The sequence below is a fragment of the Pseudonocardia sp. P-1 genome, assembly GCF_058111925.1.
This window is the reverse complement of record NZ_JBYJZH010000003.1, coordinates 78,351-102,994: the sequence shown is the minus strand read 5'-3', so window position 1 is coordinate 102,994 and position 24,644 is coordinate 78,351. Positions and strand designations below refer to the sequence as shown.

General features: G+C 68.7%; 21 protein-coding genes. 10 read left to right on the top strand and 11 right to left on the bottom strand.

The window, feature by feature from the left end; translation table 11 throughout:
- Position 1 precedes the first annotated feature (1 nt).
- The 4 genes from AC0GKK_RS28450 to AC0GKK_RS28435 all read left to right on the top strand — a co-directional run bounded on the left by AC0GKK_RS28450 (position 2) and on the right by AC0GKK_RS28435 (position 6,444).
- Positions 2-3,190, top strand: a complete 3,189-nt coding sequence (locus AC0GKK_RS28450; RefSeq protein ID WP_489884224.1) for a type I restriction endonuclease subunit R — start codon at positions 2-4, stop codon at positions 3,188-3,190.
- 273 nt (positions 3,191-3,463) lie between these two features.
- The gene (locus AC0GKK_RS28445) at positions 3,464-4,261 is read left to right on the top strand and encodes a transposase family protein (protein ID WP_379674574.1); all 798 of its coding nucleotides are present in this window, start codon (positions 3,464-3,466) and stop codon (positions 4,259-4,261) included.
- A 606-nt stretch (positions 4,262-4,867) separates the two neighbouring features.
- Positions 4,868-6,013, top strand: a complete 1,146-nt coding sequence (locus tag AC0GKK_RS28440; protein ID WP_489884223.1) for an ISAs1 family transposase — start codon at positions 4,868-4,870, stop codon at positions 6,011-6,013.
- A gap of 110 nt (positions 6,014-6,123) precedes the next feature.
- On the top strand, positions 6,124-6,444 hold the full coding sequence (locus tag AC0GKK_RS28435) for a hypothetical protein (protein ID WP_489884222.1): 321 nt from the start codon (positions 6,124-6,126) through the stop codon (positions 6,442-6,444).
- Positions 6,445-6,691: 247 nt separating this feature from the next.
- Here AC0GKK_RS28435 and AC0GKK_RS28430 read toward each other — a convergent pair whose 3' ends face one another.
- Entirely contained in the window at positions 6,692-7,789 is a 1,098-nt protein-coding gene (locus tag AC0GKK_RS28430) for a tyrosine-type recombinase/integrase (protein ID WP_489884221.1), read from the bottom strand.
- Positions 7,790-7,896: 107 nt separating this feature from the next.
- Between AC0GKK_RS28430 and AC0GKK_RS28425 the strand changes: the two genes are divergently transcribed.
- A complete protein-coding gene (locus tag AC0GKK_RS28425; RefSeq protein ID WP_489884220.1) occupies positions 7,897-8,718 on the top strand; it encodes a hypothetical protein in 822 nt (273 codons plus the stop codon).
- A 15-nt stretch (positions 8,719-8,733) separates the two neighbouring features.
- Here AC0GKK_RS28425 and AC0GKK_RS28420 read toward each other — a convergent pair whose 3' ends face one another.
- The 7 genes from AC0GKK_RS28420 to istA form a co-directional block, all read right to left on the bottom strand.
- Positions 8,734-9,327, bottom strand: a complete 594-nt coding sequence (locus tag AC0GKK_RS28420) for a plasmid pRiA4b ORF-3 family protein (RefSeq protein ID WP_337826784.1) — start codon at positions 9,325-9,327, stop codon at positions 8,734-8,736.
- Positions 9,328-9,882: 555 nt separating this feature from the next.
- Positions 9,883-10,884, bottom strand: a complete 1,002-nt coding sequence (locus AC0GKK_RS28415) for an MsnO8 family LLM class oxidoreductase (RefSeq protein WP_489884219.1) — start codon at positions 10,882-10,884, stop codon at positions 9,883-9,885.
- Positions 10,885-12,069 carry a DUF6545 domain-containing protein gene (locus AC0GKK_RS28410; protein ID WP_489884218.1) on the bottom strand — a complete coding sequence of 395 codons (1,185 nt, stop codon included), beginning with the start codon at positions 12,067-12,069 and terminating at the stop codon, positions 10,885-10,887.
- Positions 12,066-12,713: a hypothetical protein gene (locus AC0GKK_RS28405; RefSeq protein ID WP_489884217.1), complete on the bottom strand. Its 648-nt coding sequence runs from the start codon at positions 12,711-12,713 to the stop codon at positions 12,066-12,068. The genes AC0GKK_RS28410 and AC0GKK_RS28405 overlap by 4 nt, the downstream gene beginning before the upstream one ends.
- A gap of 3 nt (positions 12,714-12,716) precedes the next feature.
- Positions 12,717-13,241, bottom strand: coding sequence for a hypothetical protein (locus tag AC0GKK_RS28400; protein ID WP_489884216.1), 525 nt, complete (start codon positions 13,239-13,241; stop codon positions 12,717-12,719).
- A 329-nt stretch (positions 13,242-13,570) separates the two neighbouring features.
- A complete protein-coding gene (istB, locus tag AC0GKK_RS28395) occupies positions 13,571-14,320 on the bottom strand; it encodes an IS21-like element helper ATPase IstB (protein WP_489884171.1) in 750 nt (249 codons plus the stop codon).
- An 83-nt stretch (positions 14,321-14,403) separates the two neighbouring features.
- Complete coding sequence (gene istA, locus AC0GKK_RS28390; RefSeq protein ID WP_489884134.1) at positions 14,404-15,942, bottom strand: IS21 family transposase; 1,539 nt, start codon at positions 15,940-15,942, stop codon at positions 14,404-14,406.
- Here istA and AC0GKK_RS28385 point away from each other — a divergent pair.
- From AC0GKK_RS28385 to AC0GKK_RS28365, 5 genes are all read left to right on the top strand, one after another.
- On the top strand, positions 15,920-16,354 hold the full coding sequence (locus AC0GKK_RS28385; RefSeq protein ID WP_489884215.1) for a hypothetical protein: 435 nt from the start codon (positions 15,920-15,922) through the stop codon (positions 16,352-16,354). The two genes, istA and AC0GKK_RS28385, sit on opposite strands and share 23 nt — an antisense overlap.
- Before the next feature lie 104 nt (positions 16,355-16,458).
- Positions 16,459-16,767 (top strand): hypothetical protein, encoded by a 309-nt coding sequence (locus AC0GKK_RS28380; protein WP_489884214.1) that lies wholly within the window; start codon positions 16,459-16,461, stop codon positions 16,765-16,767.
- A gap of 272 nt (positions 16,768-17,039) precedes the next feature.
- Positions 17,040-18,632 carry a hypothetical protein gene (locus AC0GKK_RS28375; protein WP_489884213.1) on the top strand — a complete coding sequence of 531 codons (1,593 nt, stop codon included), beginning with the start codon at positions 17,040-17,042 and terminating at the stop codon, positions 18,630-18,632.
- Positions 18,629-19,999, top strand: coding sequence for a replicative DNA helicase (dnaB, locus tag AC0GKK_RS28370; protein WP_357441013.1), 1,371 nt, complete (start codon positions 18,629-18,631; stop codon positions 19,997-19,999). The genes AC0GKK_RS28375 and dnaB overlap by 4 nt, the downstream gene beginning before the upstream one ends.
- A 149-nt stretch (positions 20,000-20,148) precedes the next feature.
- A complete protein-coding gene (locus AC0GKK_RS28365) occupies positions 20,149-21,141 on the top strand; it encodes an IS481 family transposase (protein WP_489884212.1) in 993 nt (330 codons plus the stop codon).
- A gap of 402 nt (positions 21,142-21,543) precedes the next feature.
- On the opposite strand, the gene AC0GKK_RS28360 is transcribed toward AC0GKK_RS28365, so the two are convergent.
- From AC0GKK_RS28360 to AC0GKK_RS28350, 3 genes are read right to left on the bottom strand one after another with little or no spacing between them, the layout of a single operon-like run.
- A complete protein-coding gene (locus AC0GKK_RS28360; RefSeq protein WP_489884211.1) occupies positions 21,544-22,629 on the bottom strand; it encodes a ParB/RepB/Spo0J family partition protein in 1,086 nt (361 codons plus the stop codon).
- 2 nt (positions 22,630-22,631) lie between these two features.
- Positions 22,632-23,570: a ParA family protein gene (locus AC0GKK_RS28355; RefSeq protein WP_489884210.1), complete on the bottom strand. Its 939-nt coding sequence runs from the start codon at positions 23,568-23,570 to the stop codon at positions 22,632-22,634.
- A gap of 13 nt (positions 23,571-23,583) precedes the next feature.
- Positions 23,584-23,880, bottom strand: a complete 297-nt coding sequence (locus AC0GKK_RS28350) for a hypothetical protein (protein ID WP_489884209.1) — start codon at positions 23,878-23,880, stop codon at positions 23,584-23,586.
- Positions 23,881-24,644 lie beyond the last annotated feature (764 nt).

Genomic DNA, 24,644 nt, shown 5'->3' with positions numbered 1-24,644 from the left:
CATGGCGGCACCCGACGGTACCCGCGAGAAGGCGTTCGAAGCCGAGATTGCCGAGCACCTCGCCGCGAACGGCTGGGAGTACAGCGAGACCGACGACGGCTACGACGCCGAGCGGGCGATCTGGCCGGAGGACGTGCACCGGTGGCTGAGCGAGACGCAGCCCGACGAGTACGCGAAGGTCGTCCGCGTCGGCACCGCCGCCGAGGCGGCGGACCGAGAGGCGCTGCTGGCCTCGCTCGTGGCCCGGCTGGACACGCCGATGAGCTCGGGCGGCGGCACGCTTAACGTGCTCCGCCGGAAGTTCGCCCACACCCGAGGCGCTACCGCGCACTTGCGGATGTGCCAGTTCAAGCCGGCCACTACGCTCAACAGGGAAGTCACCGAGAACTACCAGAAGGTGCGACTGCGCGTCGTCCGCCAGGTGCACTTCTCGCCGAAGCGCGGGGACTCCCGCTCGATCGACCTCGTGCTGTTCGCCAACGGCCTCCCGTTGGCGACCATCGAGCTGAAGTCGTTCTTCAAGCAGGAGTGGCGCAGCGCCGTCAGCCAGTACCGCAACGACCGGAACCCTGCAGGGCAGCCGCTGCTAGGCTTCGGGACCCGCGCCCTGGTGCACTTCGCCGTCGACGACGACCAGGTCCACATGGCCACGAAGCTGGCGGGGGAGAAGACCTACTTCCTACCGTTCAACCGCGGCCACGAGGACACCGGCGCTGCCGGCAACCCGCAGAATCCGGACGGCTCGGCCAGCTCGTACCTGTGGGAGCAGGTGCTGCAGCGCGACAACTGGCTGGCAATCCTCGGCTCGCAGATGTTCCTCAAGACCGAGGCCGACGAGGACCCCGCCACGGGCAAGATCACGCGGTCCACGACGCTGATGTTCCCGCGCTACCACCAGTGGCGCGCGGTCCAGAAGCTCGTCGAGTCGATTGCGGACGAGGGGCCCGGCCGCCGCTACCTGATCGAGCACTCCGCCGGATCGGGCAAGACCAACACCATTGCCTGGACGGCGCACCGGCTCGCCCGTCTCCATGACCAGGCGAACGAGAAGACCTTCGACAAGGTGCTGATCGTCTCCGACCGTCGTGTCCTGGACGCGCAGCTGCAGCAGGCGGTCGAGCAGGTCGACGACACCGTCGGCACGGTCGCCGTCATCGGCTCGGCCGCCGTCCGGCGCTCGGGCGGCTCGAAGTCCCGCGCGCTGCTGGACGCCCTGACCGGCTCGGCGCTGATCATCGTCGTCACGATCCAGACGTTTCCCTACGTCAAGGGTCTGCTCGAGACCACGCTGGGCGACAAAAACTTCGCCGTGATCGTGGACGAGGCGCACACCTCCCAGTCGGGCAAGACCGCCGCCGACCTGAAGAAGGTCCTCACCGAGGGCGGCCAGATCGCCACCGAGGAAGAGCTCGACGCCCAAGACGTCGTCAACGAGCTGGTCGAGGCCGACGACGCGCGCGAGCAGCAGATTGCTGCGGAGACCGCGGCCCGGGCCGGAGCTCGGAACGTGTCGCTGCTGGCCTTCACGGCGACGCCGAAGACCAAGACCAAGACGCTCTTCGGGCGCGAGAACGACGCGGGGCTACCGGTCTCGTTCGACGTCTACCCCATGCGTCAGGCGATCGAGGAGGGCTTCATCCTCGACGTGCTGCGTGGCTACCAGACCTACAAGACCGCGTTCGAGATCGAGCAGCGCGGCGAGGACGGCGTCGTCACGGGCATCGTGGAGAGCGGCGATGACCGCCTGGTGGACCCCAAGGTCGCCGCCCGCAAGATCATGCGGTTCGCGAACCTGCACCCCGCCAACATCGGCCAGAAGGTCGAGATCATCATCGAGCACTTCCGCGCCAACGTCGCCCAGCTCCTCGACGGCCACGCCAAGGCGATGATCGTCACGGACTCCCGGCAGGCCGTGGTCCGGTACAAGGTCGAGGTCGACAAGTATCTCGCGCAAAAGGGCTACGGCTACCAGTCTATCGTCGCGTTCTCCGACAAGATCAGCGACGACGAGTACGGCCTGACCGACGCCACCGAGGCGTCGATGAACCCGGGCCTCAGCTCGGACCTGGCCCGCGAGTTCCGTCGGCCTGAGTACCGGCTGATGCTCGTGGCCGACAAGTTCCAGACCGGCTTCGACCAGCCGCTACTGTGCGCGATGTACGTTGACAAGCGGCTCCCGGACGTGCATGCGGTTCAGACATTGTCCCGGCTCAACCGCACCTACCGCGCACCCTCGGGGGAAGTGAAGGAGCGCACCTTCGTGCTCGACTTCGTGAACGATCCTGAGGAGATCCGCGAGGCGTTCCTTGCCTACTACCTCGAGGCCCATGTCGAGACTGCCACGGATCCGAACCTTGTGCACCGGCTCGCCACCAAGCTGGCCGAGGCGAGGATCTACGCGCTGGAGGACGTAGAGCGCTATGCGCAGTCGTGGTGGGCGCCCACGCAGTCGCACGCCGCGCTGGCCGCCGCGGTGACCCCGGCTCGCGACGAGTTCACGCGCCGCTGGGCCGAGGCGACGGATCAGCAGGACGGTCCGGCTCTCGACCAGCTGCGCACGTTCCGCAAGGACTGCGGCTCCTACGTGCGCCTCTACGACTTCATGTCGCAGGTGGTCGACTACGGCACCAGCGACCTGGAGAAGCTCGCCGAGTTCCTGAGGCAGCTGTCGCGGCTGCTCCCGTCGGACGAGCTGGGCGCGGACACCGACGTCTCCGGGCTCGAGCTGCGCCGGGTCCGCCAGATTGACCAGGGCCGGGCAGACATTGGCCTGTCCGGCGACCAGGACACGCCGGACCTGAAGGGGATCACCGGCGTCGGGTCGGGTGTCTCGCGCACGGAGCCGCAGCAGGCGCTGCTGTCGGAGGTGGTCGCCCGGATCAACTCGCTGTTCGGCGCGGAGTTCGCCGACCCCCAGATCGAGGGGTTCGTGATCGCGGCGGCCGGCATGGCCGAGGAGGACCAGCGCATCGCTGATCAGATCGACCACAACGCCGTCGACCAGTTCCTAGCCTCGCCGGAGCTGCGCGAGACTCTGACCGACGCCGCGGTGCTGAACGAGGGCGCGTTCGGCAAGCTCACCGGCGCGCTGGCCGGCGAGAACGAGCGCGCCGACGAATTCATCAGGCTCATCGGCTCGTACCTGTACCAGTCGCGTCGGCTCCGAACGGTCGACGTGACGGACTCCTGATGACCCGACGCCGCGACAGCGGCTCTACGTTAGCTCCGGCGGCTATCAGGTTGTTCGTCCACGATGGACGACATGGCACGAACGATGGAAATGAACAGCCGCCGTCGGCAGACATCATGGACACCACCGGCAACGTGTCCGGAGGCACTGAGCCTTTGCCAACCTGCTGGATGAGCAGGTCAGCGGGCTGCGGCGTGTCGTGGCCTCGAATGGGTGAAGCTCCTGGTAGACGGGCGATTGACTAGATCAACACGTCCCACCAGGAGCTTCAAGGTGTTGTCCTACCCGTCTGGGATGACCGTGTCCAGCCGCGCGCTCAACCTGCTCGCCGATCTCCTGCGCGGACACCGCGCCGCCCGTGGAACCCGGTGGCGCAAGCTCGCCGCCGGCCGCCAGGCGCTGCTGGTGGTCGCGCACCTGCGCAAGAACGACACCTACGCCGAGTTGGCCTGCGGGTTCGGGGTCGGCACCTCCACGGTCTACCGCTACATCCAGGAGGGGATCGAGCTGCTCGCCGCGAAGGCCCCCACCCTGGAACAAGCCATCGAGGTCGCGAAACGGAAGGCGTTCGTGATCCTCGACGGCACCCTGTTGCGCATCGACCGGGTCGGGATGGCATCGGGCTACGACCGGGCGTTCTACTCTGGAAAGCACAAAGCCCACGGACTGAACGTGCAGGTCATCGCGGACCCGGTCGGCCGCCTGGTGTGGATCTCCCCGCCGATGCCGGGCGCGCGGCACGACATGGGCGCAGCCCGCGAGCACGGGATCATCGACGCCCTGGCCGAGCATGAGATCCCCGCCGCGGCCGACACCGCCTACCAAGGCGCCGGTCCTACGGTCGCCGTGCCGCAGCGGCGTCGACGTAAGGACCCCGACACCGGCCGATTCCGGAAGCTGTCGCGACACCAGAAGGACGTGAACACCGCCCACGCCCACCGTCGCGGACCGGGCGAGCGGGTCAACGCCGAGCTGAAGAACTGGCGAGTCCTGCGCAAGATCCGGTCCAGCCCGAACACCGCCGACAGGCTCATCGCCGCAGTTCAGACCCTCATGATCGCCAGCGCGTGATCAGGTTGGCAAAGGCTCACTGGCTTGCAGGGGGCCGATGCCTCGAGCTAGTTCGAAATCACCACCTCCGGGGCATTAGCGTTCCATGCCCTACGCTGGACATGTTCGACCATCAGCTTGCCTGGATTCGCAATGGCAGACCCCTGGTGATCACCGCGGCGAACTACTCCTCCGTCGTCGAGCTGCACGACAGGATCGGCGCCCACGCAGAGGGACTGGGGCTGCCGCGTCGACTACGAGCAGCCGGGTTGGTACGGGCACGGGACGACGCACATCGAGGTCTGGGCCCCATCCCACCGGCCCGGCGCTTGATGATCCCGTCGCCGCGGTGCTCGGGTGGGCTGAACGGCAGGTGCTGCCGCGGTGGTCTGTCGACCACCTTGCCCTCGACTCCCGTGGTCACCGTGGGGAGGGCACCACCAGGGGGTCGGCAAAGTCGCGGTGACTGGGCGCTGAGCTGCGACGACACGCGGCCGTAGGTACGGGTGCGGGCACGGCCCTGACGGTGATCATGGCGGTTCTGACGCCAGCCTTGATCATCGGAAGAGAGCCGTGCCCGCGCCTGCATCATTGTCGATCGCTGCCGTCGCCGACCAGGTGGACGGGGTGGAGTTACCCGATCCGGGCGTGCTGGCCCCGAACCTGGCCGACGCCCTGGGCGAGGTGATCGACCCGCGCCACCGTCGCGGGGTCCGCCACGGGCTGGTCGTGGTGCTGACCGCCGCGGTGTGCGCGGTCGCGGCTGGGGCTCGCTCGTTCGTTGCGGTCGCCGAGTGGGTCACCGACCTGCCGGCCGATGTCGCCGCCGCGCTGAGCGTGGAGCATCGGTGTCCGTCGGAGTCGACGATCCGCCGGATCCTCGGTCAGATCGACGCCGACCGGTTCGACGCGGTGATCGGCGGGTTCGTGCAGCGCCTGTGCGCGTCGAGTGCATCCGTCGGCCGGCGCCGCGTGCTGGCCCTGGACGGCAAGACCGTGCGCGGTTCGCGTGGTGACCATGGCACTGCCCGGCATCTGTTGGCGGTGATCGACCAGCAGACCCGGGCCGTGCTCGGCCAGGTCGAGGTCAGGGACAAGACCAACGCGATCACCGCGTTCGCGCCGCTGCTCGACACTCTGACCGGCCTGGACCTGACCGGGGTGGTCATCACCGCCGATGCACTACACACCCAGCGCGAGCACGTCGCCGACCTGCGCGCCCGGGGCGCGCACTGGGTACTGACGGTGAAGGGCAACCAGCCCCGGCTGCGCCGCCAGCTCGCCGGGCTGCCCTGGCGCGGGAGCGAGCCCGACCATCGCAGCGTGCAGACTGCGCACGGGCGCCGGGAGATCCGCACGATCAAGGTCGTGACCATCGCGGCCGGGATCGAGTTCCCGCACGCCGCCCAGGCGCTGCAGATCACCCGCAAGACCCGCCCCGCGAACACCCGGTCGGGCCGGCGCCCCCGGTGGCGCACCGAGACCGTCTACGCGATCACCGACCTGGGCCCGCACCAGGCCCGCCCCGACGAACTCGCCGCCTGGATCCGCGGCCACTGGCAGATCGAGAACGGACTGCACTGGGTCCGCGACGTCACCTTCGCCGAAGACCTCTCCACGGTCCGCACCGGTGCCGGACCGCAGGTCATGGCCTCACTGCGGAACCTGGTGATCAGCCTGCACCGCCTGGCCGGAGCCACCAACATCGCCGCAGCGCTACGACATCACAGCCGCGACGCCCTTCGTCCACTTCAGCTAATCAAGATCATCTGACTTTGCCGACCCCCTGAGGGCACCACCGCCCAGGCCATCGCACGTGGACTGTCGGAGTCCCGTGCCAAGGTGGTGGCCCGCAGGTGAAGGGGCACACAAGGAGGTTCGGGATGGCGGCACCGTTGGAGCTGTTCCCCCGTGCCAGGGTCAGCCCCGAAGGGTTCGCCCAGGAGCAGGCCGATCACTTCACCGGCCGCCGCCTGCGTATCGGCCGGTCCGGCATCGTGCACGAGGTGACCTGGCGGCCGTGGCTCGGCGAGCTGATCCTACCCGTGCCCGCCTGCCACCAGGGCTGGTCGGGATTCGCCGCCTCCGGGGACCTCATCGCCACCGACGACCCGGCCACCTGCCGCAAGTGCGCCCGCCGAGCCGCACAGCTCCCGCTCGCGGAACCGGTCGCGCAGGCAGCGTTGTTCGAGCTGGAGCGCTGACCGAATCCCCGTCCCAGGAGTGTCCGAATAAGCGTCAGTGAAATGCTGACGCTATGGCGACCCCGCCCCGGATCACCGATGCCGAGTGTCAATGTCCGAAGTCGTGTGCACGGTTGTTCGGAGTCCTGTGCACATGCTTCTGAGATGCTGGTAGCAACGTCATGGTCGCGGGCCCCGAGCCGTAGACCGCCGGCGGGCGAGATGGGGTGTGCGGGCTTGGTGCGCTGGTCGCGCCGGAACGGACTTGTCACAGTCCGATGTTGTCGAGGGCGTTGTCGTCCCATTGGTCGATGATGCGCATGTAGCCGAACAGCACGGTCGAGCCGTCGGCCCAGCCGCCTTGGCGGGCGATGGTCAGGGGGTCGTGGCCGGCGCGGCGGGCTTCGGTGGCCAGGCCGGCCCGCAGCGAGTGTGCGGTGACATGCACGAGCAGGCCGGCGCGGTCGGCGGCCGTGCTGACCAGGGTGCCGATGGCGCCGGCGGTGATCGAGGCCGCGATCCGGCCGTGGCGGTCGATGCCACGCAGCGCCCGCCCCTCTGACAATCCGGCCGCGTCGCGCCAGGTGTGCCAGGCGCGCACGGGGCAGGTGGCCGCGCGGCGGCCGTGGGGCACGGCGACGGTGCGGGTGCCGGTCTTGCTGTGCCGGATGGTGATCACGAGCCCGTGCGGGTCGTCGGCGATGTCGGTGACGTGGAGGTGGGCGAGTTCGTCGCGGCGGGCGGCGGTGGCGAAGCCGAGCAGCAGCACCGCCCGGTCCCGGGTCCCGGCCAGGGTGGTGGGGAGTTCGGCGCAGATCGCCCGCAGGTGTTGGACGGTGAGCGCGGGTGCCGGGCCGCGGCCGCGACGGGCTCCGGTGTGGGCCAGGCGGCGTTCGTAGGCTTTGATCGCCTCGTTGGCCGGGGTGGCCGCGCCGGCGGGCACGGTGACCCCGGCCTCGCGCAGCGCGGCCACGGCGCCGTAGACCCGCCGGCGGATGGTGGCCGGGGCGGCCGGCGCGGCGTCGGCGCGGTGGGCCCCGGTCTCGAGCCAGACGGCGAAGCCGGTGAGTAGCCCGGGCGAGAACGCGGTGGGCGGGACCCCGACCGCGGCGGTGTAGTGGCGCCACAGCGCTGCGTCGCCGGCGTAGGCGCGGGTGGTGTGGGCGGGGCGGTGGGTGTGCAGGTAGTCGGCGGCGGCCCGGTCGACGGCGGCGATGCGCGCCCGGACGTCGGCCAGCCCGGCGCCCGACTCGCCTGTCGGCTCGGCTTCCAGCTCGGCCGAAACGGACGCTTCGGATGTTTCGGACTGGGTGGGCGTTGGCTCGAGTCGGACAAATCGGGCGGTCGGCCGTGGCGACTGGCTCACGATAAGTCAGATTATCACGAGCCAGACTGGTGCCGATTATGTGTCTGTGTTTTGCTGACGAGATGGCGCCCCGCCCGCGACCCTCGGATGTTGAACTTTCACGGACTATGGCGCGGATCGTGGCGCGGCGGGTCAAGGTCGACGATCCCGACCGGTGGAAACTCCCGGATGATCCGGACAACCCGCAGGTCAGAGAGGTGCTCGACTATCTGCAGCGCCACACCCGGGTGCCGCGCTGGGTGCTGCAGGCCGACGTGGCCGACGCGCTGACGTTGAACAACTACCTGTGGTGGGCCGACCGCCGCCGCGAGTTGGCCTGGCTCAAGGCCGGGGTGGCCCGCAACCTGTTCCTGTCCCAGCTCGGGGCCCAGGTCGGCATCGGCAAGCAGGGCGTGAAGGACCGCATCGACCGCCTCGACGCCCTACTCCAGTTCGACCGGCCCGACGAGCAGATCACCCGCGAGGCGCGCCGCGCCGCCCGGGCCGCCGAGGCCCGCCGCGACACCGAGACCGCCTGGGTAGAGGACCGCGCGGGCGAGCTCGCCGCCATCGCGGCCGGATTCACGACCGCCGCCGATCGGTTCGCCCTGGCCGACGACGACCGCGAGTGGATCGACGAACTCGGCAGCGACGCCCGGGATGGGGCCTTCACCCCCGCCTCGATGACGGTGCTGTCGCTGGCGGCCGAGGAGCTGCGCACCGCCCCCGCCATCGTGTCCCTCGACGGGAGCAGGCCGTATCAGCTGCACGGCTGGCTGCAGCGCGCCGACGAGCTGCGTGCCGCCTTCTCCGGCCTCGGCACCAGCGCTGGCACCGGCGCTGGCACCGGCGCCGGCGCCGGCGCTGCCGAGCACCCCCGGGCAGGCGGGGCGCGCACGCCCTCCCGTCCGCCCGGGCCCCGGCCACGCCCGCACGCCCCCGACCTCTAGGACAGACCTCGTGGATCAGGACCGCGCCGTCGCGCTCGACCCGGCCAGCGGCGACCAGGCCAACCGCTCCAGCGCTCGGTCGGTGCCGGCGAGGTCGAAATGGTGCGGATCGAACTGGTCCGAGCCCCACCACTCGACCCGCTCGGCGTGCTCAGCATGATCGGGATCGGCGAGCGCGTCGACGAACTCCGGGTAGCCGAACACCCCGCCCACGTCCTCGGGTGGACATGCACCCTGCCCCTCGACACAGCGCGGGTAGCGCACCCCAGGCTCTGGAGTGGTGACTGCGTCGACGGTCAGGACGTGGTGCCAGTTGTCGCCGAAGTCGTAGACATAGCCCGCGTCCTGCCCGGCGGCCAGCACCCGGAACAGCTTCGTCTTGGCCTCGTCGAGCGTGCCGGAGTCCCAGTCCGGATCAGGCATCCCATAGCGCACAGCGTCGATCTCGAACTCGTGCAGGTGGGAGTTGGTCCAGCCCATCGCGTCCTGCACGACCTCGTGCAGGACCGCGAGACTGGCCTCACCCGGGACCTCGACCACCCGCCGCACGGTCGGTTCGACATCGACCAGCACGATCTCGATCCGGAAGATCTTCGTCTTCGTCGTCACCCGAGGCCTCGCCATGCCCGCGATGCTCCCACCGCCCCTGGGAGCGCCCGGTACCCGCTCCCGGACTTCTGCAATGACCTCTTATGAGAAGCGTTCCGCCGAATGACGTGCACTAGCCATCGTGGCTACAGCGTCGCGAACCTGCTCAGCCGCGGAACCCAGGGCTTGCAGGAGGTCCGCCGCCTCGCTATCTATGTCGGAAGCACATGCACTCCCCTCGGATGCGATAACGCAGTCTCGTGCGCGGTGGCGAACTTGGAGGAGGACCTGGTCCAGGCGTCCTAAGCCAGCGCAGAGCGCGGAGATAAGACGGTGCAGGTCCTTACCGCAAGGCACGGCCGTATGAGCCTGGGGCTGCTGTGTCGCGTGGGCGAGGAAACGGGTGACTCGATCGATTTCTTCTGCCGCTTCCAGAACATGGGCAGGAGTGAATGGCCCGGCAACGGACCATGCCAATTCTCTAGTGCCGCTGTCCGGGGCTAGGTGGATCGTGTCAGGCGCCTCGACATCGCTCGTAGCCCAAGAATGAGTCCAATCCATTGGCGATACCCCCCGTTAGCGTGCCTCGGAAGTCAATAGCTTCATCGACCTGAGCTTGCTCTCGTGGTCGTAGATAGGCATTCTCAGGATTAGTTCATCCGCCCCGGTTCTCGACAGGAACTCTGCCAACTCGAAGCGCACTCGTTCTTTGCTGCCGATGATGAATCCATCGGTAGCCCGATGGAAGTGTCGGAGCTCGTTCTTATCCGTTAGTTTGTGTTCCTGCGCGACGTGAGGATCAGGCAGCTTCATCTTCCTGCCCCATAATCTGCTTGCGACTGATTTCAGGCGGTACGAACTCGCGAGGAATTCTGCTTCTTCGTCGGTATCGGCGGCGATCACGCCGACCCAAGCCGCAAGGTAGGGGGCTTTGCCATCGGCGCTTGAGAACGCCATCCGATATGTCTCAGCCGCTCCTGCGGTGTCATCCTGATTGTAGAATCCGCCGAAGGCGTACGGAAGGCCGAGAGCTGCAGCGAGCTGCGCGCTGTCCTCGCTGCCACCGAGCATCCATAGCTGCGGCTCATTGCCGAAGCCGGGGACAGACCGCACCTTGTCGGTAAGCTCTTGCGCGAAGTACGAACGCAGAAGCCTGACCTGCTCGGCGAACCCTGCTGTAGTGGCATCCGTATCGGCGCGCACAGCAAGTTGCGCCGCGCGGGGCCCGCCGGCGCCGCGACCCACTGCTAGGTCGATGCGACCGGGATGGACTGCCTCTAGAGTGCCAAACTGCTCGGAGATGACGAGCGGAGAGTGATAGGGAAGCAGCACGCCGCCGGCGCCAACCCGGATTCGTTGAGTCGTGCTGGCGACCAGAGCGGCCAAGACCGCTGGAGCGCAGCTAGCGACCCCTCTCATGCCATGCAGCTCAGCCGCCCAGTAGCGGGCGAAGCCGAGCTCGTCGGCGAGCTGAGCGAGCTCTAGAGAGTTCTGCAGGCTCTGCCGTGCTGTCGAGCCATCGACGATGGGCGAGGTGTCATGGACCGCGAGGCGTGATGGGCTGATCGGCTCGGTCATTTACGTCAGTCCGGGGACCGGCTGTTCCGTCAGCACACCTCTGTGAAGGAGGTCGTTCTGTAGCGCGAGCATCCACTGCGCCCTTGCCTCCCACTCCGAGGCAGGGAAGTCAGGCTCCCACTGGGGGAGCTCGTGCTCGTCGAACGTGGTGGGAGCGGCGGACGTCGCCCATGGCGAATCCGCAGCTGCCCGCTTCGCCCGCAGCGCGGAGGCGACGTGGTCCGCCACCGAGCCGTCCTCAGCGGGGAGGTCCCACTCGGCGAGATAGGCGAGCCCGTCCGACACCTCGATCATCGTGCGACCGATTTCGGGATTCGGGGCCTCGGTAGAGCGCCTGCTCGGTAGTTCTACGTCTGGGAACTCGCCGATCAGCGTTCTCCGCAGGGGCTGAAGTGCGTCGGCATACCAGTTCTTGCGGTCAAGCTCTCGACGTTCGCGGACACGAGCCGTGAGTGAAGCCAGTGGGATCGAGACGAGCGCCAGAACCAGAAGGATCTGTCCTCCGATGCGGCCGGTATTGTAGAGGTCGCTCATGACGGGCCATTTGGAACCGGGATAGGCGATGTAGAGGCCCTGCCGGGCCAACGAGACGCCATTCACGCCGATGGCCATGACGCCCATCGCGACAATGATTCCAATTACTGCTGTCCACGCCCATTTGTGAGCTAGCAGCCGGAGGTAGCTGACTGCCCTGGCGGCGCCGATGGACCATGCCAAGATCGGATAGAACGCCGTACCGATATAGTAGATGATGTTGCGAGCGGTGAGGTAGCTGTCCGGGTCTCTGTCGCGCCCGAAGAAGTCTGGGGCGGCCGTGTATAGGGCGAGAAGTCCCGGCACGAGAAATGCCATATACAGGGCGAATTCGGCAACGGCCTGCCTGCGGATGCGCTTGGGGTTGCGACGCTCGTTCCCGACCTGAGCGAGGAGGAAGAAGACCGAAAAGCAGTAGAAAAGCAGGGTCCATGCGATATTGGTGAACGATACCGCGCGAAGTACGTCGTGGATTGGCGCCGTGAGCGGGAAATCGGCGACCGACATCGTCATGATGAACGCAAGGGTGGTGACGCCGACGGCCAAGATTTTCAAAGCTGCATCGCCACTGTTGTGGCGGACTTGGTGCCATTGCCACATGGTGAGTGCGATGAGTACGACAGAGGCGATAGCCTCGAACCAGAAGATCATCGAGACCTCCAACGTGAGGCAACCATCCCGAGAGTGGCGGCGACGCCGCGTTCGGCGTGCCATGTTGACTGGCGAATGTATTCGTGGGGGCGTGGACGCAGCGCTGCTAGGCGTGCGAACTCTGTGGCCCCCGTCTCGGCTTCCCACTCGTGATCGAGCGAGTACTGAAGGCCTGTCTCGGCGGCGTCACCGTCCTCGTCCAGCAGTGCCCCGCAGGTGAGGGCGGCAGAGTCCTCCGTATCGAGGTGACCAAGTAGCAGGTGGGTGACCTCGTGGTAGATCACTAGCTCCTGTTGGGCTAGCGGTGCGCGGGAGTCGTAAAGGATCCGGTCATACCCAGGTGCGGCCAACAGATGACCAACAACGGTCACACCACCGAGGTCAGCGCCTTGGACCTTGATACGTCGCTGGCGACGCTCCGCCAGCGCCTCGCATAGCTGCCAGGCGTCGATGGGAGGCGCCAAACCGAGCTCATCCAGCAGATCCGCGCAGCGGACCCGAAGTTCGTCCTCCGTATGCAGAATCGCTCGCTCCTCACGGGCAGTAGCTGTGACCGTATAGAGCGTATCGACCAGCGAGCGGCAGCCGATCAGCGCAACGCCGTGCGACCGCCTGGCGGAGGGGTCGGGTGACGTGTCGCCCATTGCCTACGCGAAGCCCTGCTCGTCATCGTCGTCGCGGAGCGCCTTCGCGAGCGCCTGCATCATCTTCGCCCGCTTGCGACGGTCCCCATGCGCACCACGATGTGCCGCGCGGGTAACCCCCGACTCCCGCATGGCACGTTGCAAGTCCAGGGCGGCGTCGCGCTCGAGCCTCGCGGCTTCAGCCGCCTCGGCTAGGGCGGCATCGCGCTGACGAGCTCGTTCCGCAAGCTCGCGTTCGATGGCCGGGTCGACCTCGTCATCGACGAGATAGCCTGGTCGGACGCCGAAGAACCAGCCGATGCTTTCGAGGGTCTTCGAGGTCGGGTTGCTTTTGATCCCGCGCCGAAGCTCGCTCAGGTGGGACTCGGAGAGGTCCCTGCCGCTTGCCCGGCACGCTGCGACGACCTCTCGGTTCCGCCACTGACGCTGCGGTGCGTCCGGCGGCCAGCTGGCATCGAAGAGCCGCTCAAGGCGGAGCGCGATCGTTGTTGACGGCGAAGCCACGCTGCCTCCGTCGTCTTCAGTCATCCCGCTTCCCCCTTCGGCTTGCATCTGCATGTGCAGCGCCTACTGTGCCACAGCGAAGTTCGCCAATCCACTGGGATGGTACAACTTCGCTGAAGCGGTGTTCCGTGATAGACACTGTGCAGGCACCGCTTCGGCAACGTCGCCCTCCGGGCGTCACGAACGCCGAGGGCGGCTCCTCCGCCCGTGACAGGACAGAGAGGACATGCAGGTGTACAAGACCCTCGAGGCGTGTCAACGGCCATGAAGATCTCCCCAACGGCGGCCAGGGTTGCTCCCCGCTGGCGGACACGGTTTGTCCCCACTGGTGGCCAGGGGTTCTCCCCGGTTGTTCAGGTGGGTAGCGGCTTCACCCCTTTCCCAGTGGTGGCCTGGGCGAGTCGGAACGACTCGCCTTCGGTGAGGCAGATGTGGGAGTGGTGCAGCAGCCGGTCGACCGTGGCGGTGGCCAGCGTCTTGGGCATCAGCTCGTCGAACCCGGAGGGGTGCAGGTTCGAGCTGACCGCCAGCGAGCGGTGCTCGTAGGCGGCATCGACCAGCCGATAGAACCCTTCGGCGGCGTCCTGGCCGATCGGGAGCATGCCGATGTCGTCGACGACGACCAGATCGACCCGGGTCAGCCGGGCGATGGCTTTGGTGATCGAGTCGTCGGCGCGGTGGCGCCGGACCAGGGCGCCGAGCTCGTCGATGGCGAACCAGGCCACGGTGCGGCCGCTGTCGATCGCGGCCTGCCCGAGTGCCTCGCAGAAGTGGCTCTTGCCGGTGCCCGACGGGCCGCAGACACATAGGTTCTCGTGCCGGTCGACCCATTCCAGAGTGCGCAGCGCCTGCTGCGAGGCCGCCGGGATCGAGGAGGCGTGGGCGTCCCAGGCCTCGAACGTCTTCCCGGCGGGGAAGCCTGCCTTCTTGCGGCGCAGCCGGATGGTGGCCTCGTCGCGGCCGGTGATCTCCTCGGCCAGCAACACGCGCAGCACTTCGGCGGGGTCCCAGCGTTGCGCCCGCGCGGTCGCGAGGACGTCGGGGGCGTGTTGGCGCAGGTAGGGCATCCGCAGCCGGCGGGCCAGGCGCAGCATCTCGTCCATGGTCTGCCCGGACGCCGGTGCCGGGCCTGGGCCCGGGGAGGTGGCGGTGTCCGGGCTGGTGGCCTGCTTGGTGCTGGTGGCGATCATGACGCGGTCTCCTGACCGGTTGCCGAGACCGTGGCTGACGTGCCGAACAGGGCCCAGGCGCTCGTGCCGGTCTGCAGGCTGTGTGCTTCCGTGGCCCGCGCCGGTGGCGCGGCAGGTGGGCCGCTGCGTTGATGAGCCAGGATCGCGGGCAGGTCGTCGTCGGCGAACCGGCCGGCCAGCGCCGCCGCGCCGAGGGCCTGATCGACCGCGGCCATGCTGTGCAGCTTGGCCAACGACACCGCCTCGGCCATCTTCGACCGCATCCGCGACGTCCCGGCCGCGGCGGCCTCGGTCAACCAGTCACCGGCCCCGGGCCCGATCGCCAGGAACGCCTCCTCCGAGGCGCTGCCCGCCCGCGGGGTGCGGTCACCGGGGACGGTGCGCCGCGACGGATGGGTGTCGGGGTAGTGCTCGTCGCGGATCTGCGGTGTCCCTCGCCGCCCACGCCGGTGCCGGGCGACCTCGCGGGGCCCGTCGGTGTCGACGACGGTGACCACCAGCTCGTCGCCGGCCAGCCGGGCCCAGACCCGCTGATCAACCAACTCGCAGGGCACCGAGTAACGGACCCCGCCGACCGAGATCGTGGCGTCCCAGCCGACCCGTCGGGTCTCGCCGAACGCGGTGGTCACCGCCGCGACCGGCAACGTGTGCAGCCGAGTGGTCTCTTCGGCCAGCATCTCGGCCGGGGCCCGCCCGGTCGCCCGGTGCGGGCGCGTGTTGACCCGCTCGCAGAACGCTCGACACGCCGCCTCGAGCTCGGCGAAGTCGCCATAACCTTCACCGAGGTTGGTGTCGGTGGGGACCAGGTCGGCCTTCGCGATCCGGACGGTGGCCTCCGAGCCGCCCTTGGTCTGCGGGTCTGCGGGCATGCAGGTGCGGATGGTCATCCCGTAGTGCCGCCCGGCGGTGACCACGTCGGGATGGCGGACCGGGACCCGGGCGATGTGTTCGACGGTCACCGTCTTCTCGTTGTCGGTCAGCGCGTAGGTCGGGGCCCCACCGATCCGGCGCAGCGTGGCGTCCAGACACCCCAGCAGCGACGGCAGGGTGCGGTCGCGGACCGGGAGCACGACCCGGAACCGCGACCAAGCCAACCACGCGCAGAACAGCAGCGTGTCGCGTCCCTCGACCCGTGGGCCGGTGCCCCAGTCGAACTGCAGCCACAGCCCCGGCTCGGGCAACCAGGGCCGGAACACCCGCCGGTGCCCGGCCCGCCAGCTGGCCTTCGCCTCGGCGACCGCGCGCCGCGTGGTGCGCTCGGAACCGGCGAAACCCATCGCGGTCAACTTGTCGTGCACCCGATCCGCGCGGATCCGACCCTTCGACCGGTCCACCCACTCCTCAATCTTCGGCAAGAACTCGTCCAGGCTCATCGCCCGCCGCGGGCGCCGGCCCGGGGCGTGACCGGCCTCGCGCAGCGCGACGTAGTGGGCCACGGTCTTGTGATCACACCCGGCCAGGGCTGCGGCCGCCCGCAACCCGCCGGTGAGGTCGTATGCCTCCAGGATCTCCATGATCTCCTCGCTGGTCTTCAAACCCGGCTCCCTGCAGCTCCCGACGATCACTGTCGAGGCACAGCAAGCCGGACGACGCCGCCGCCAACCGGCGGCGACACGGCTCAGTGGGGAGAAACCACGGCCATCAGTGGGGAAGTTTCGTGGCCGCCAGCGGGGAGATCAGCTGGCCGCCACTGGGGAGGATCTCGTGTCCGCCAACAAGGCGTTGGGCTACTCGCCCGATCGCGATATCGCACCGACCCTTGAGACGTCGTTCGCGGCAGAGGGGTCGGACTTCCTCCGCGACGACCTATTCACTGCTGCGCTCGACCTGTTGCTAGCAGCGCGCTCGGTCTCGTGCCTGGCACCTGTCGAGGCACTTCTCGAGCCCGCCGCCCGAGTGAGGCGCGTCCGGGCAGCTCTGCAGGCGCTCAGCGAACAACTCCCGTGACGGACAGCGACCGTACCGGATACGGAGAGTGGTCGAGAATGCGTTCCGAGACCTTCGGCGCGTCGCATCAGCCTGTAACAAGTACTGCTGACAGGATGCACCCCATGAGCGAGCGGAGGCGGCGGCCCAACGGGGCCGCGAAGCGCTACAAGGGGCCGAGGGAGCTGGTCGGCACGCGTGTGCCGCCGGAGATCACCGACCGGGTCGACGCCAAGCGCAGCGACCTCGGGCTGACGCGCAACGACTACTTGTTCGCGGCGTTGCTCGTGGCGTTCGAGCGGCCCGATGAGATCCAGGCCGCAGCCGCCACGCTCGCAGACATGCTCCCCAACCGGCGTACGAGCCCTGAGAACGACCAGCTGCATCTCGCCGAGGGGCCACCTCACGAGGAGGCGCTCAGACGGTCTGCTTGACCTCGGTCGCCGCCCGCAGCGGCGTCACGACAATCGAACATCCGGGCTGAGTGCATACCCCTGAAATGCGCTAGGGCCCGTCCCTCCGGCCAAGAGGAACGGGCCCAACGTAACGGGGTTCGGAGCGCCAACTCCTACACCCAGCCCCTCCCAGAAGGGAGGCGCAACGCTTGCCTGCGCGCTCTCATAGTAGCGCGCGTCCCGAAGTTCGCACAGCACCATCGCGCTGTGCGTCACGTGAGTCGAACCCCAACGCGGGATCTCGGCTCCTCGTGCAGCCCGTTCTGCCGCTACCGGCAGGGCTGCCGGCGTCCTGGCCGACCCACCCGGGGGCGATCGAGCTCCCCCAGATGTGCGTCAGCTGCCTGCGTCGGTCGGGAATCGCGCGTAACACCCCGCTCCGGTCGATCGTCTGCGCGCCGTGCTGGTTCGCCGGCGGCGGCGACATCTCCCCCTCCGAGCTCACCGACTCTCCCGAGGCCGACGCCGCGGCCGCCGACGAGCTGCTCGCCGGTGTCGCGACCCTGCTCCCCCGCACCGCGTTGGAGTGGTTCCGCGCCCTGCTGGGCTCGTCCTGGTACCAGCAGGTCCGCCGCGACGCCGCCGAGCGGCTGCGCGGCCTGCTCACCGAACTCGCCCGCCGCGCCGACTGGGACGACCACACCAGCTGGCCCACCTGGGAGCGCCTGCAGCACGCCAGCGGATGGCGGCGCAGCAGCACCGCCCGCTGGCTGGCCGAACTCCAGCACCACGGCTGGCTGCTGCGCATCGAGGGCGGCACCACCCCACAGTTCCGCCCGCTGGCCCTGCAGCACCTCTCCGGCAACCGGGCCGCGGTCTACCAGCTCCGCGTGCCCGCCTCAGAGGCCGCCGAGCAGGACGTCCCGACCAAGCCGGACCCGCGCGAGCAGAGCACCGAACACGCCGCCGCACAGACCACTACAGACACAACTTGGACCCCAACCCACACACCTAAAGATCTTTCTAAGACTTCTACAGGGGTTCCTACACGCGCGAGGGCGTGCGTCCACAGTTCGCAGGTCAGCCCACCTTTCCGAGGCGAATACGGCCCTGACGGGCCGGGCCAGGAGGAGAAGCAGGGCGGCCACTTCGATCGTCGGGTCCCGGTCACCGGCGCCGAGATGCTCGCCGCGGCCGCCGAGCTGCGCACCGACCCCGCACTGCGCCGCCTGACCCCGCGCTGGATCCGCTCCATCACCCGCACCTGGTGGCAGGCCGGCTGGACCAACAACGACCTGCGCTACGCCCTCGCACACCGGCCCCGCCACGACGGCCCCGCCGAACCCGCCTACCGCTGCCCCGCCCACCAGCTGCGCCGCCCCGACGGCTGGCTGCGCCACCGCCTGAGCTGGTGGCGCGACACTAACGGCCCGCTCGTCTCGCCCACCGTCGACGCCCGCCAGCGCCGCTCCGCCGCCCTAGCCCGCGGCCACGCCGCCGCCCAGCGGCTCCCCTACGGCGCCACCGAGCTGTCCCCCACCGACCTGCCCGCCACCACCACCGAGCGCACCACCGCCGAATCCCAGCTCGTGCGCCGCTGGGCCCGCGAGTTCCAAGCCCGCCGCAACGCGGCCCGCCCCGACGCCGAGGTCGCCACCCCGCAGAGCCGCACCAGCCACCTGCACCAGATCAACAAGACGCTCGATGAGGGGCGGCGGACCCGCCCCACCGCCCAGAGCACGTCAGCGGCCGAGCAGCCCGCGCCCACCACGCCCGCCCCGGCCCAACCGCACGAACCGACCACCGGCAGCGCGCACGAGCGGGCCCTCGCCCGCGCCCGCGCCGACCGCGCCCACGGACCACGCCGCACCCCCCGCCCCTTCCGCGCCCGGAGGTTCCGATGACCGCCCAGCCCATCGACACCACCCCCCCGGCCACCCACACCCACGACCGCCGCCAGCCACCGCAGGACCTCACGGCCGAGCAGTCGGTGCTGGGCGGCATGCTGCTGAGCAAGGACGCGATCGCCGACGTCGTCGAGGTGCTGCGGCCGGAGGACTTCTACCGGCCCGCGCACCAGACGGTCTACGAGACGATCCTGGACCTCTACGGCCGGGGCGAGCCGGCCGACGCGGTGACGGTGTCGGCGGAGCTGCAGCGGCGCGGCGAGCTGGTGCGCCTCGGTGGTGCGCCGTACCTGCACACCCTGATCGCGACCGTGCCGACGGCGGCCAACGCCGCGTACTACGCCGAGATCGTCGGGGAGAAGGCGATCCTGCGGCGGCTGGTCGAGGCCGGCACCCGGATCGTGCAGCTCGGCTACCACGGCAACGAGGGCGGCGAGGTCGACGAGGTCGTGGACCGCGCCCAGGCCGCGGTCTACGAGGTCACCGAACGCACCACCACCGAGGACTACACGGTCCTCGAGGAACTCCTCCAGCCCACCATGGACGAAATCGACGCCATCGCCGCACGCGGCGGCCTCGCCGCCGGCGTCCCCACCGGCTACACCGACTTCGACACCATCACCAACGGCCTACACCCCGGCCAAATGATCATCGTCGCCGCACGCCCCGGCTACGGGAAATCCACGATCGGCCTCGACATCGCCCGCTCCTGCTCCATCAAACACCGCATGACCAGCGCATTCTTCTCCCTGGAGATGAGCAAGTCCGAGATCGTGATGCGCCTGCTGTCGGCGGAGGCGCGGATCCGGCTGGCCGACATGCGGGCGGGCCGGATGTCCGACGAGGACTGGACCCGGATGGCGCGGCGGATGTCGGAGATCTCCGAGGCACCGCTCTACATCGACGACTCGCCGAACCTGACGCTGATGGAGATCCGGGCCAAGGCGCGCCGGCTCAAGCAGCGCAACGACCTCAAGCTGATCATCCTGGACTACCTGCAGCTGATGACCTCGGGCCGCAAGGTCGAGTCCCGCCAGCAGGAGGTCTCGGAGTTCTCCCGGCAGATCAAGCTGCTGGCCAAGGAGCTCGAGGTGCCGGTGGTCGCGATGAGCCAGCTGAACCGTGGTCCCGAGCAGCGCACGGACAAGCGCCCGATGCTGTCCGACCTGCGTGAGTCCGGCTCGATCGAGCAGGACGCGGACATGGTGGTCCTGCTGCACCGCCCGGACGCGTTCGAGAACGACGACCCCCGCGCCGGCGAGGCGGACCTGATCCTGGCCAAGCACCGGAACGGACCCACCACGACGATCACCGTCGCGCACCAGCTGCACTACAGCCGCTTCTCCGACCTCGCCCACGCCTGACTATTGCCGCCATCGCTAGCTGTACTGACCGGAGACGTTGGTCGAACTCGTGTGACGACACGATCTAGCTGATCTTGAAGGGTGAGGACCTCCTGCGGAGGGTGTGGAGCTGTCGAAGGCACCCGCACCCACAACCACAGGAGGTCCTCGTGGTCCACGCTAACGCTCCACTGTCCGAACGCGGCCGACTGCGCCTGGCGCGTCTGATCGTCGAGGGCGACGTGCCGATCGCTGCGGCCGCTGCCCGGTTCCAGGTGGCCTGGCCGACCGCGAAACGCTGGGCCGACCGCTACCGCCTCGACGGCCCGGCCGGCATGGCCGATCGCTCCAGCCGGCCGCACCACTCGCCGCGGGCGACGCCGGCACCGGTGGTGCGCCGGATCGTGCACCTGCGCTGGAAGAAGCGCCTGGGCCCGGTCCAGATCGCCGACCGGGTCGGTGTCGCTGCCTCGACCGTGCACCGGGTGCTGGTGCGGTGTCGGATCAACCGCCTCGCCCATGTCGACCGCGCCACCGGAGAACCGGTGCGTCGCTACGAACACCCCGCCCCCCGGGATCTGCTGCACGTGGATGTGAAGAAGCTGGGCAACATCCCCGACGGCGGCGGCTGGCGCTATGTCGGGCGCGCCCAGGGAGACCGCAACCGGGCCGCGACCCCTGGGAAACTTCGCAACGCCCACCACCAGGCGAAGATGGGCACCGCGTTCGTCCACACCGTGCTCGACGACCACTCCCGCCTGGCCTACGCCGAGATCCACGACGACGAGACCGCCGCCACCGCGATCGCTGTGCTGCGCCGCGCGGTGGCCTGGTTCTCCGCCCGCGGGGTCACCACCCGCCGAGTCCTGTCCGACAACGGCTCGGCCTACCGCTCCCACGCCTGGCGCGACACCTGCCACGCGCTGCGGATCACCCCGAAACGCACCCGTCCCTACCGCCCACAGACCAACGGAAAGATCGAACGGTTCCACCGCACTCCCGCCGACGGCTGGGCCTTCGCCCGGCTCTACACCGGCGAGTCGCAACGCCGAAAGGCGCTACCCGGGTGGCTGCACGAGTACAACCACCACAGGCCCCACACCGCCATCGGTGGTCTCCCACCGATCAGCAGGTTGACCAACCTGTCCGGGCAGTACAGCTAGCTCGGCCATCGGCCCGCTGGGTGTAAACCGGGTATACAAGCGCCCGGTCAGCACCCCGCACTCGGGCAGGCACAAGCTCCGGTGCCGGGCTGTATACCCGGTTTACATCCTCCGCATCCGGGTGCGCAGCGACGGTGACCATTTGTTGAGGCGTAGGCCGCCCGGCGAGGCGGATGCGAACCTGCTCCTTGCCAAGCACCGGAATGGCCCAAGCACGACGATCACCGTCGCGCTCCAGCTGTACTACAGCCGCTTCTCCGACCTCGCGCGCGCTAGACATCGCCGTCGCCGCTGCTGGGCGCAGCCCGCGGCGACCTGGATGTAAACCGGGTATACGAACCCCGGGCCAGCGTTCCCATACGCGGGCGGGTACAAGCTCCGGCGCGGCGCTGTATACCCGGTTTACATCCTCCGCAGAGTCATCAGTGCTGACTCAACCTGTCGTGCCACCTCCTGGAGCACCGTCGCCGCCTGCGTATCCACGCCTGCCGCGGCCTCCGAGCGACGGATCTCTTCGAGCACCGTGCTGACGCTGCCAACAAGGGGCGCCACCAGCTCCCGGTCTGCCATCGGCTGCGTCGCGGTCGAGATGCCCGAACCTGATTGTTCCTGGGACTCTTGCTTGGGCTTCGACGAGTTGCTTGCTGCCCCCGTGGGCGCCGTCGCTTCGGGATCTGAGTGCGAAACGTCATGATCCTGGTCGGTGTCTGCTACCGCCTGATCGGCTGGTCCGGAGGGATCGTCGTCCGACGACGTTTCGGTGGGCAGTGGCTCTGCTTGGGCCTCGAGCACCGTCGCTGACCACGGCGGGCCACTGCGGTACACCGTCGCCTGCTCCTCGGGACTGAGCGCGTAGAGAGCCCGAGCGGTCTTGAAGTTCACGTTCCCCTGACGCAACTGCTCCTGCAGCTCGGGAATGAGCTTGAGCAGGCCGACACGCTGCTGCACGTACGTGAACGACTTCCCGATCGCGGCACCCACGGATCGCAACGTCTGGCCGTCCCGATCGAGCTGCCGCTGCAAGAACTCGGCCTCCTTGAGCAGGGGCAGGTCGCTACGCTGCAGGTTCTCGATCAGAACACGGCTCTCGATCTCCTCGGGCGTAGCCACTCCCTCAGGAGCCCGGACATCGAGCATCTCGAGGCCGGCCAGTCGGGCAGCGGCCAGACGGCGATTCCCGATGTAGACCACCCACGGTGCCTCGGAGAGCCGGTCAGCCGTGTCGGGGAACGCCTCCAGGAAGTCATCGCGTGCGATGACCTGGGCTTGCTGCAGCTGACCGTGCTGACGCATGGTCGCCGCCAGATCCTCGAGACCCGTGTCGTGTTCGGGGCCGCGAGGGTTCAGCGGGTTGGGTTGCAGCTGGTCGAGTGGCAGCTTGCTCGGCGGGGTTGCGAGCCGGGTCCGAAGCGCGTCGCGGGCCCGTTCGGCGCCTGTGCCGGCGGGACGCCCCCGTTCCATGGCGCCGAAGTCCTTCTTCTTGGCCACGTCTACTTCCCCTCCGCTGTCGAGCTCGTTACCGCGCTGGGTGTGACGGTTTCCAGAGCTGGCAGCCCTTCCAGCTCGGCTGCAGAGGCCAGGCCTGCCGCAACGTCGAGGTGCAGCGCGATCCGACGGTAGGCATCGGCGATCGGCGCGGCCGGCTGGTAGTCGGTCAAGGTCTGGCCACTGAGCCAGGCCTCCTCAACCGCCGCGGCGAGCGGCAAGTGCGCCAGGATGGGCAGTGCAGGAACCTCACCGTCGCTGACGCCGTACTCCTCCAGCTCCTGCATCTTGTAGCGCGCGATCCCTGACAAGGGGCGGCGATACACCCCAGGAACCAGCCCATGCAGGTCACGCCGGGGGATCTGCAGCTCCTCCTCGATGACTGCGACCTGCTCGATGAGGAGGCGGAGAGCCCGCAAGGAGGTGTTGCTGGGCTGGACCGGAACAAGCAGGCCGTCCGCTGCAACAAGCGCGGTGTCGGTGAGCACATCGAGGGAAGGCGGGCAGTCGATCAGCACGTGATCGTAAGAGCCCTCGAGCTGGCGCAGGACACGAGTTAGGCGGTGTTCGGGGGAGCGGGCGGCATGCAGCTTGCGAACGACCAGGAACATCGAGACGCAGTGCGGCAGCACGTCTAGGCATCCACCGGCTGCGGACTGCGAGTGCTGAACCACGAGATCGCTGGTCGGGCCCGCGAACTCTCCGGTCAAAGCTGCGGCCAGGTTCGGCTGCGTGGAGTCCGCCTCCTCCAGCCCCAGCGCCTCAGTAGTCAGATGCCCCTGCGGATCGAGGTCCACCAGCAGCGTTCGGCGGCCCCGTTCCGAGAGCGCCCCACCGGTGCCAGCAGTCAGGCCGGTCTTCCCGACGCCGCCCTTCTGATTCAGGATCGCTGTGATGCGCGGCAGCGTGACGGCCGCGTGTGCGGGAGCTGTCTTGGGTGTCACGACAGAATCGACCTCACTGCGTGTCGTCGGTAAAGATGCCGTTGGTGATGAGCCAGGCCCGCCAGTGGGCGACTCGCTCCGGATCGGGCTCGAAGTCAGGTGGCCAGCCGTCGGTGACGATCTGGCGAAGCACTTCCCGGACCCGGCTGCGCCCGACCCTGGATCGGGAGTTGATCTTCCGCATATGTGGGTCGATGACCGCGTGCATCGCCCGTGCTGTCTGGTCAAGCGTGAACTGCACGGGCCGGTAAGCGACCAGCACTTGCTGGCCATGCTCGTTGGACCGCGCGACCAGCGAACTCTCGCGCATACAACCCCGCGTCCTGATAGTCGGGTCAGATCCCAGAACTGTACCGGGAACGAGGTCAATGACTGTGCAGGGCACGCGGCCGCGTGGCCCTTCTGCGGCCGCCTCTGCAACCCAGGCCAGCGGGTGACGACCTGCGAAGCCCGGCCTGACTGGACGTATACCGGGTATACACCCGGACACTGTTGCCCCTCGGTTCGATGGCGCGCTGAGGCGCCAGGTGTCGTGTTCAGAAGGCGCGCGACCAGCAGCTTCAACTCAGGACGCTACTTCGGACAAGTCGCTCCGCATCTTGCCATCCGAGGCAGCGGGACCAGGAGTCGCCGCCTCGGCGTGGCGCCCACTCAGTCGGCGATGTGGCGGGGGAGTCCGAGGAGGCTCTGTGCGGCGAGCCCTGCCGGCGCACCCCATTACCGGGTAATACCCGGCGCGGCGCGACGGTCCCCCAGGGCCCCTGTATCGGCGAGCCGACCGACACTCGGGCAGGTCCGGGGCGGGGTAATACCCGGTAATAGGCGCGATTTAGAGCCGGGGTATCACGAAGAGGTAGCCGTGAAGGTGCTCGACAAGGTGCACGGCTGTCGACGGGCGTGCCTGCTGGGGTGCCGCTCCTGCCCCACTCGTCGACGTGGGATCTGGGCAGGGGAGGCGCACCCCTGGGGCCCCGCGCGAGACCAGGATCCGGGGGGCTGCCAGGGGTGGACATCTGGGCCCCCAGAACGACGGATGACCAGTGGGTCCAGGCCTCGACGCCGGGGGTTGAGGCG

Excerpts from the sequence above, each read along its gene's own strand:
- AC0GKK_RS28450 (WP_489884224.1), top strand. The coding sequence starts at position 2 with ATGGCGGCACCCGACGGTACCCGCGAGAAGGCGTTCGAAGCCGAGATT.
- AC0GKK_RS28435 (WP_489884222.1), top strand. The coding sequence starts at position 6,124 with ATGGCGGCACCGTTGGAGCTGTTCCCCCGTGCCAGGGTCAGCCCCGAA.
- AC0GKK_RS28425 (WP_489884220.1), top strand. The coding sequence starts at position 7,897 with ATGGCGCGGATCGTGGCGCGGCGGGTCAAGGTCGACGATCCCGACCGG.
- AC0GKK_RS28415 (WP_489884219.1), bottom strand. The coding sequence starts at position 10,884 with ATGACCGAGCCGATCAGCCCATCACGCCTCGCGGTCCATGACACCTCG.
- AC0GKK_RS28410 (WP_489884218.1), bottom strand. The coding sequence starts at position 12,069 with ATGATCTTCTGGTTCGAGGCTATCGCCTCTGTCGTACTCATCGCACTC.
- AC0GKK_RS28405 (WP_489884217.1), bottom strand. The coding sequence starts at position 12,713 with ATGGGCGACACGTCACCCGACCCCTCCGCCAGGCGGTCGCACGGCGTT.
- AC0GKK_RS28400 (WP_489884216.1), bottom strand. The coding sequence starts at position 13,241 with ATGACTGAAGACGACGGAGGCAGCGTGGCTTCGCCGTCAACAACGATC.
- istB (WP_489884171.1), bottom strand. The coding sequence starts at position 14,320 with ATGGACGAGATGCTGCGCCTGGCCCGCCGGCTGCGGATGCCCTACCTG.
- AC0GKK_RS28385 (WP_489884215.1), top strand. The coding sequence starts at position 15,920 with ATGATCTCCTCGCTGGTCTTCAAACCCGGCTCCCTGCAGCTCCCGACG.
- AC0GKK_RS28380 (WP_489884214.1), top strand. The coding sequence starts at position 16,459 with ATGAGCGAGCGGAGGCGGCGGCCCAACGGGGCCGCGAAGCGCTACAAG.
- dnaB (WP_357441013.1), top strand. The coding sequence starts at position 18,629 with ATGACCGCCCAGCCCATCGACACCACCCCCCCGGCCACCCACACCCAC.
- AC0GKK_RS28350 (WP_489884209.1), bottom strand. The coding sequence starts at position 23,880 with ATGCGCGAGAGTTCGCTGGTCGCGCGGTCCAACGAGCATGGCCAGCAA.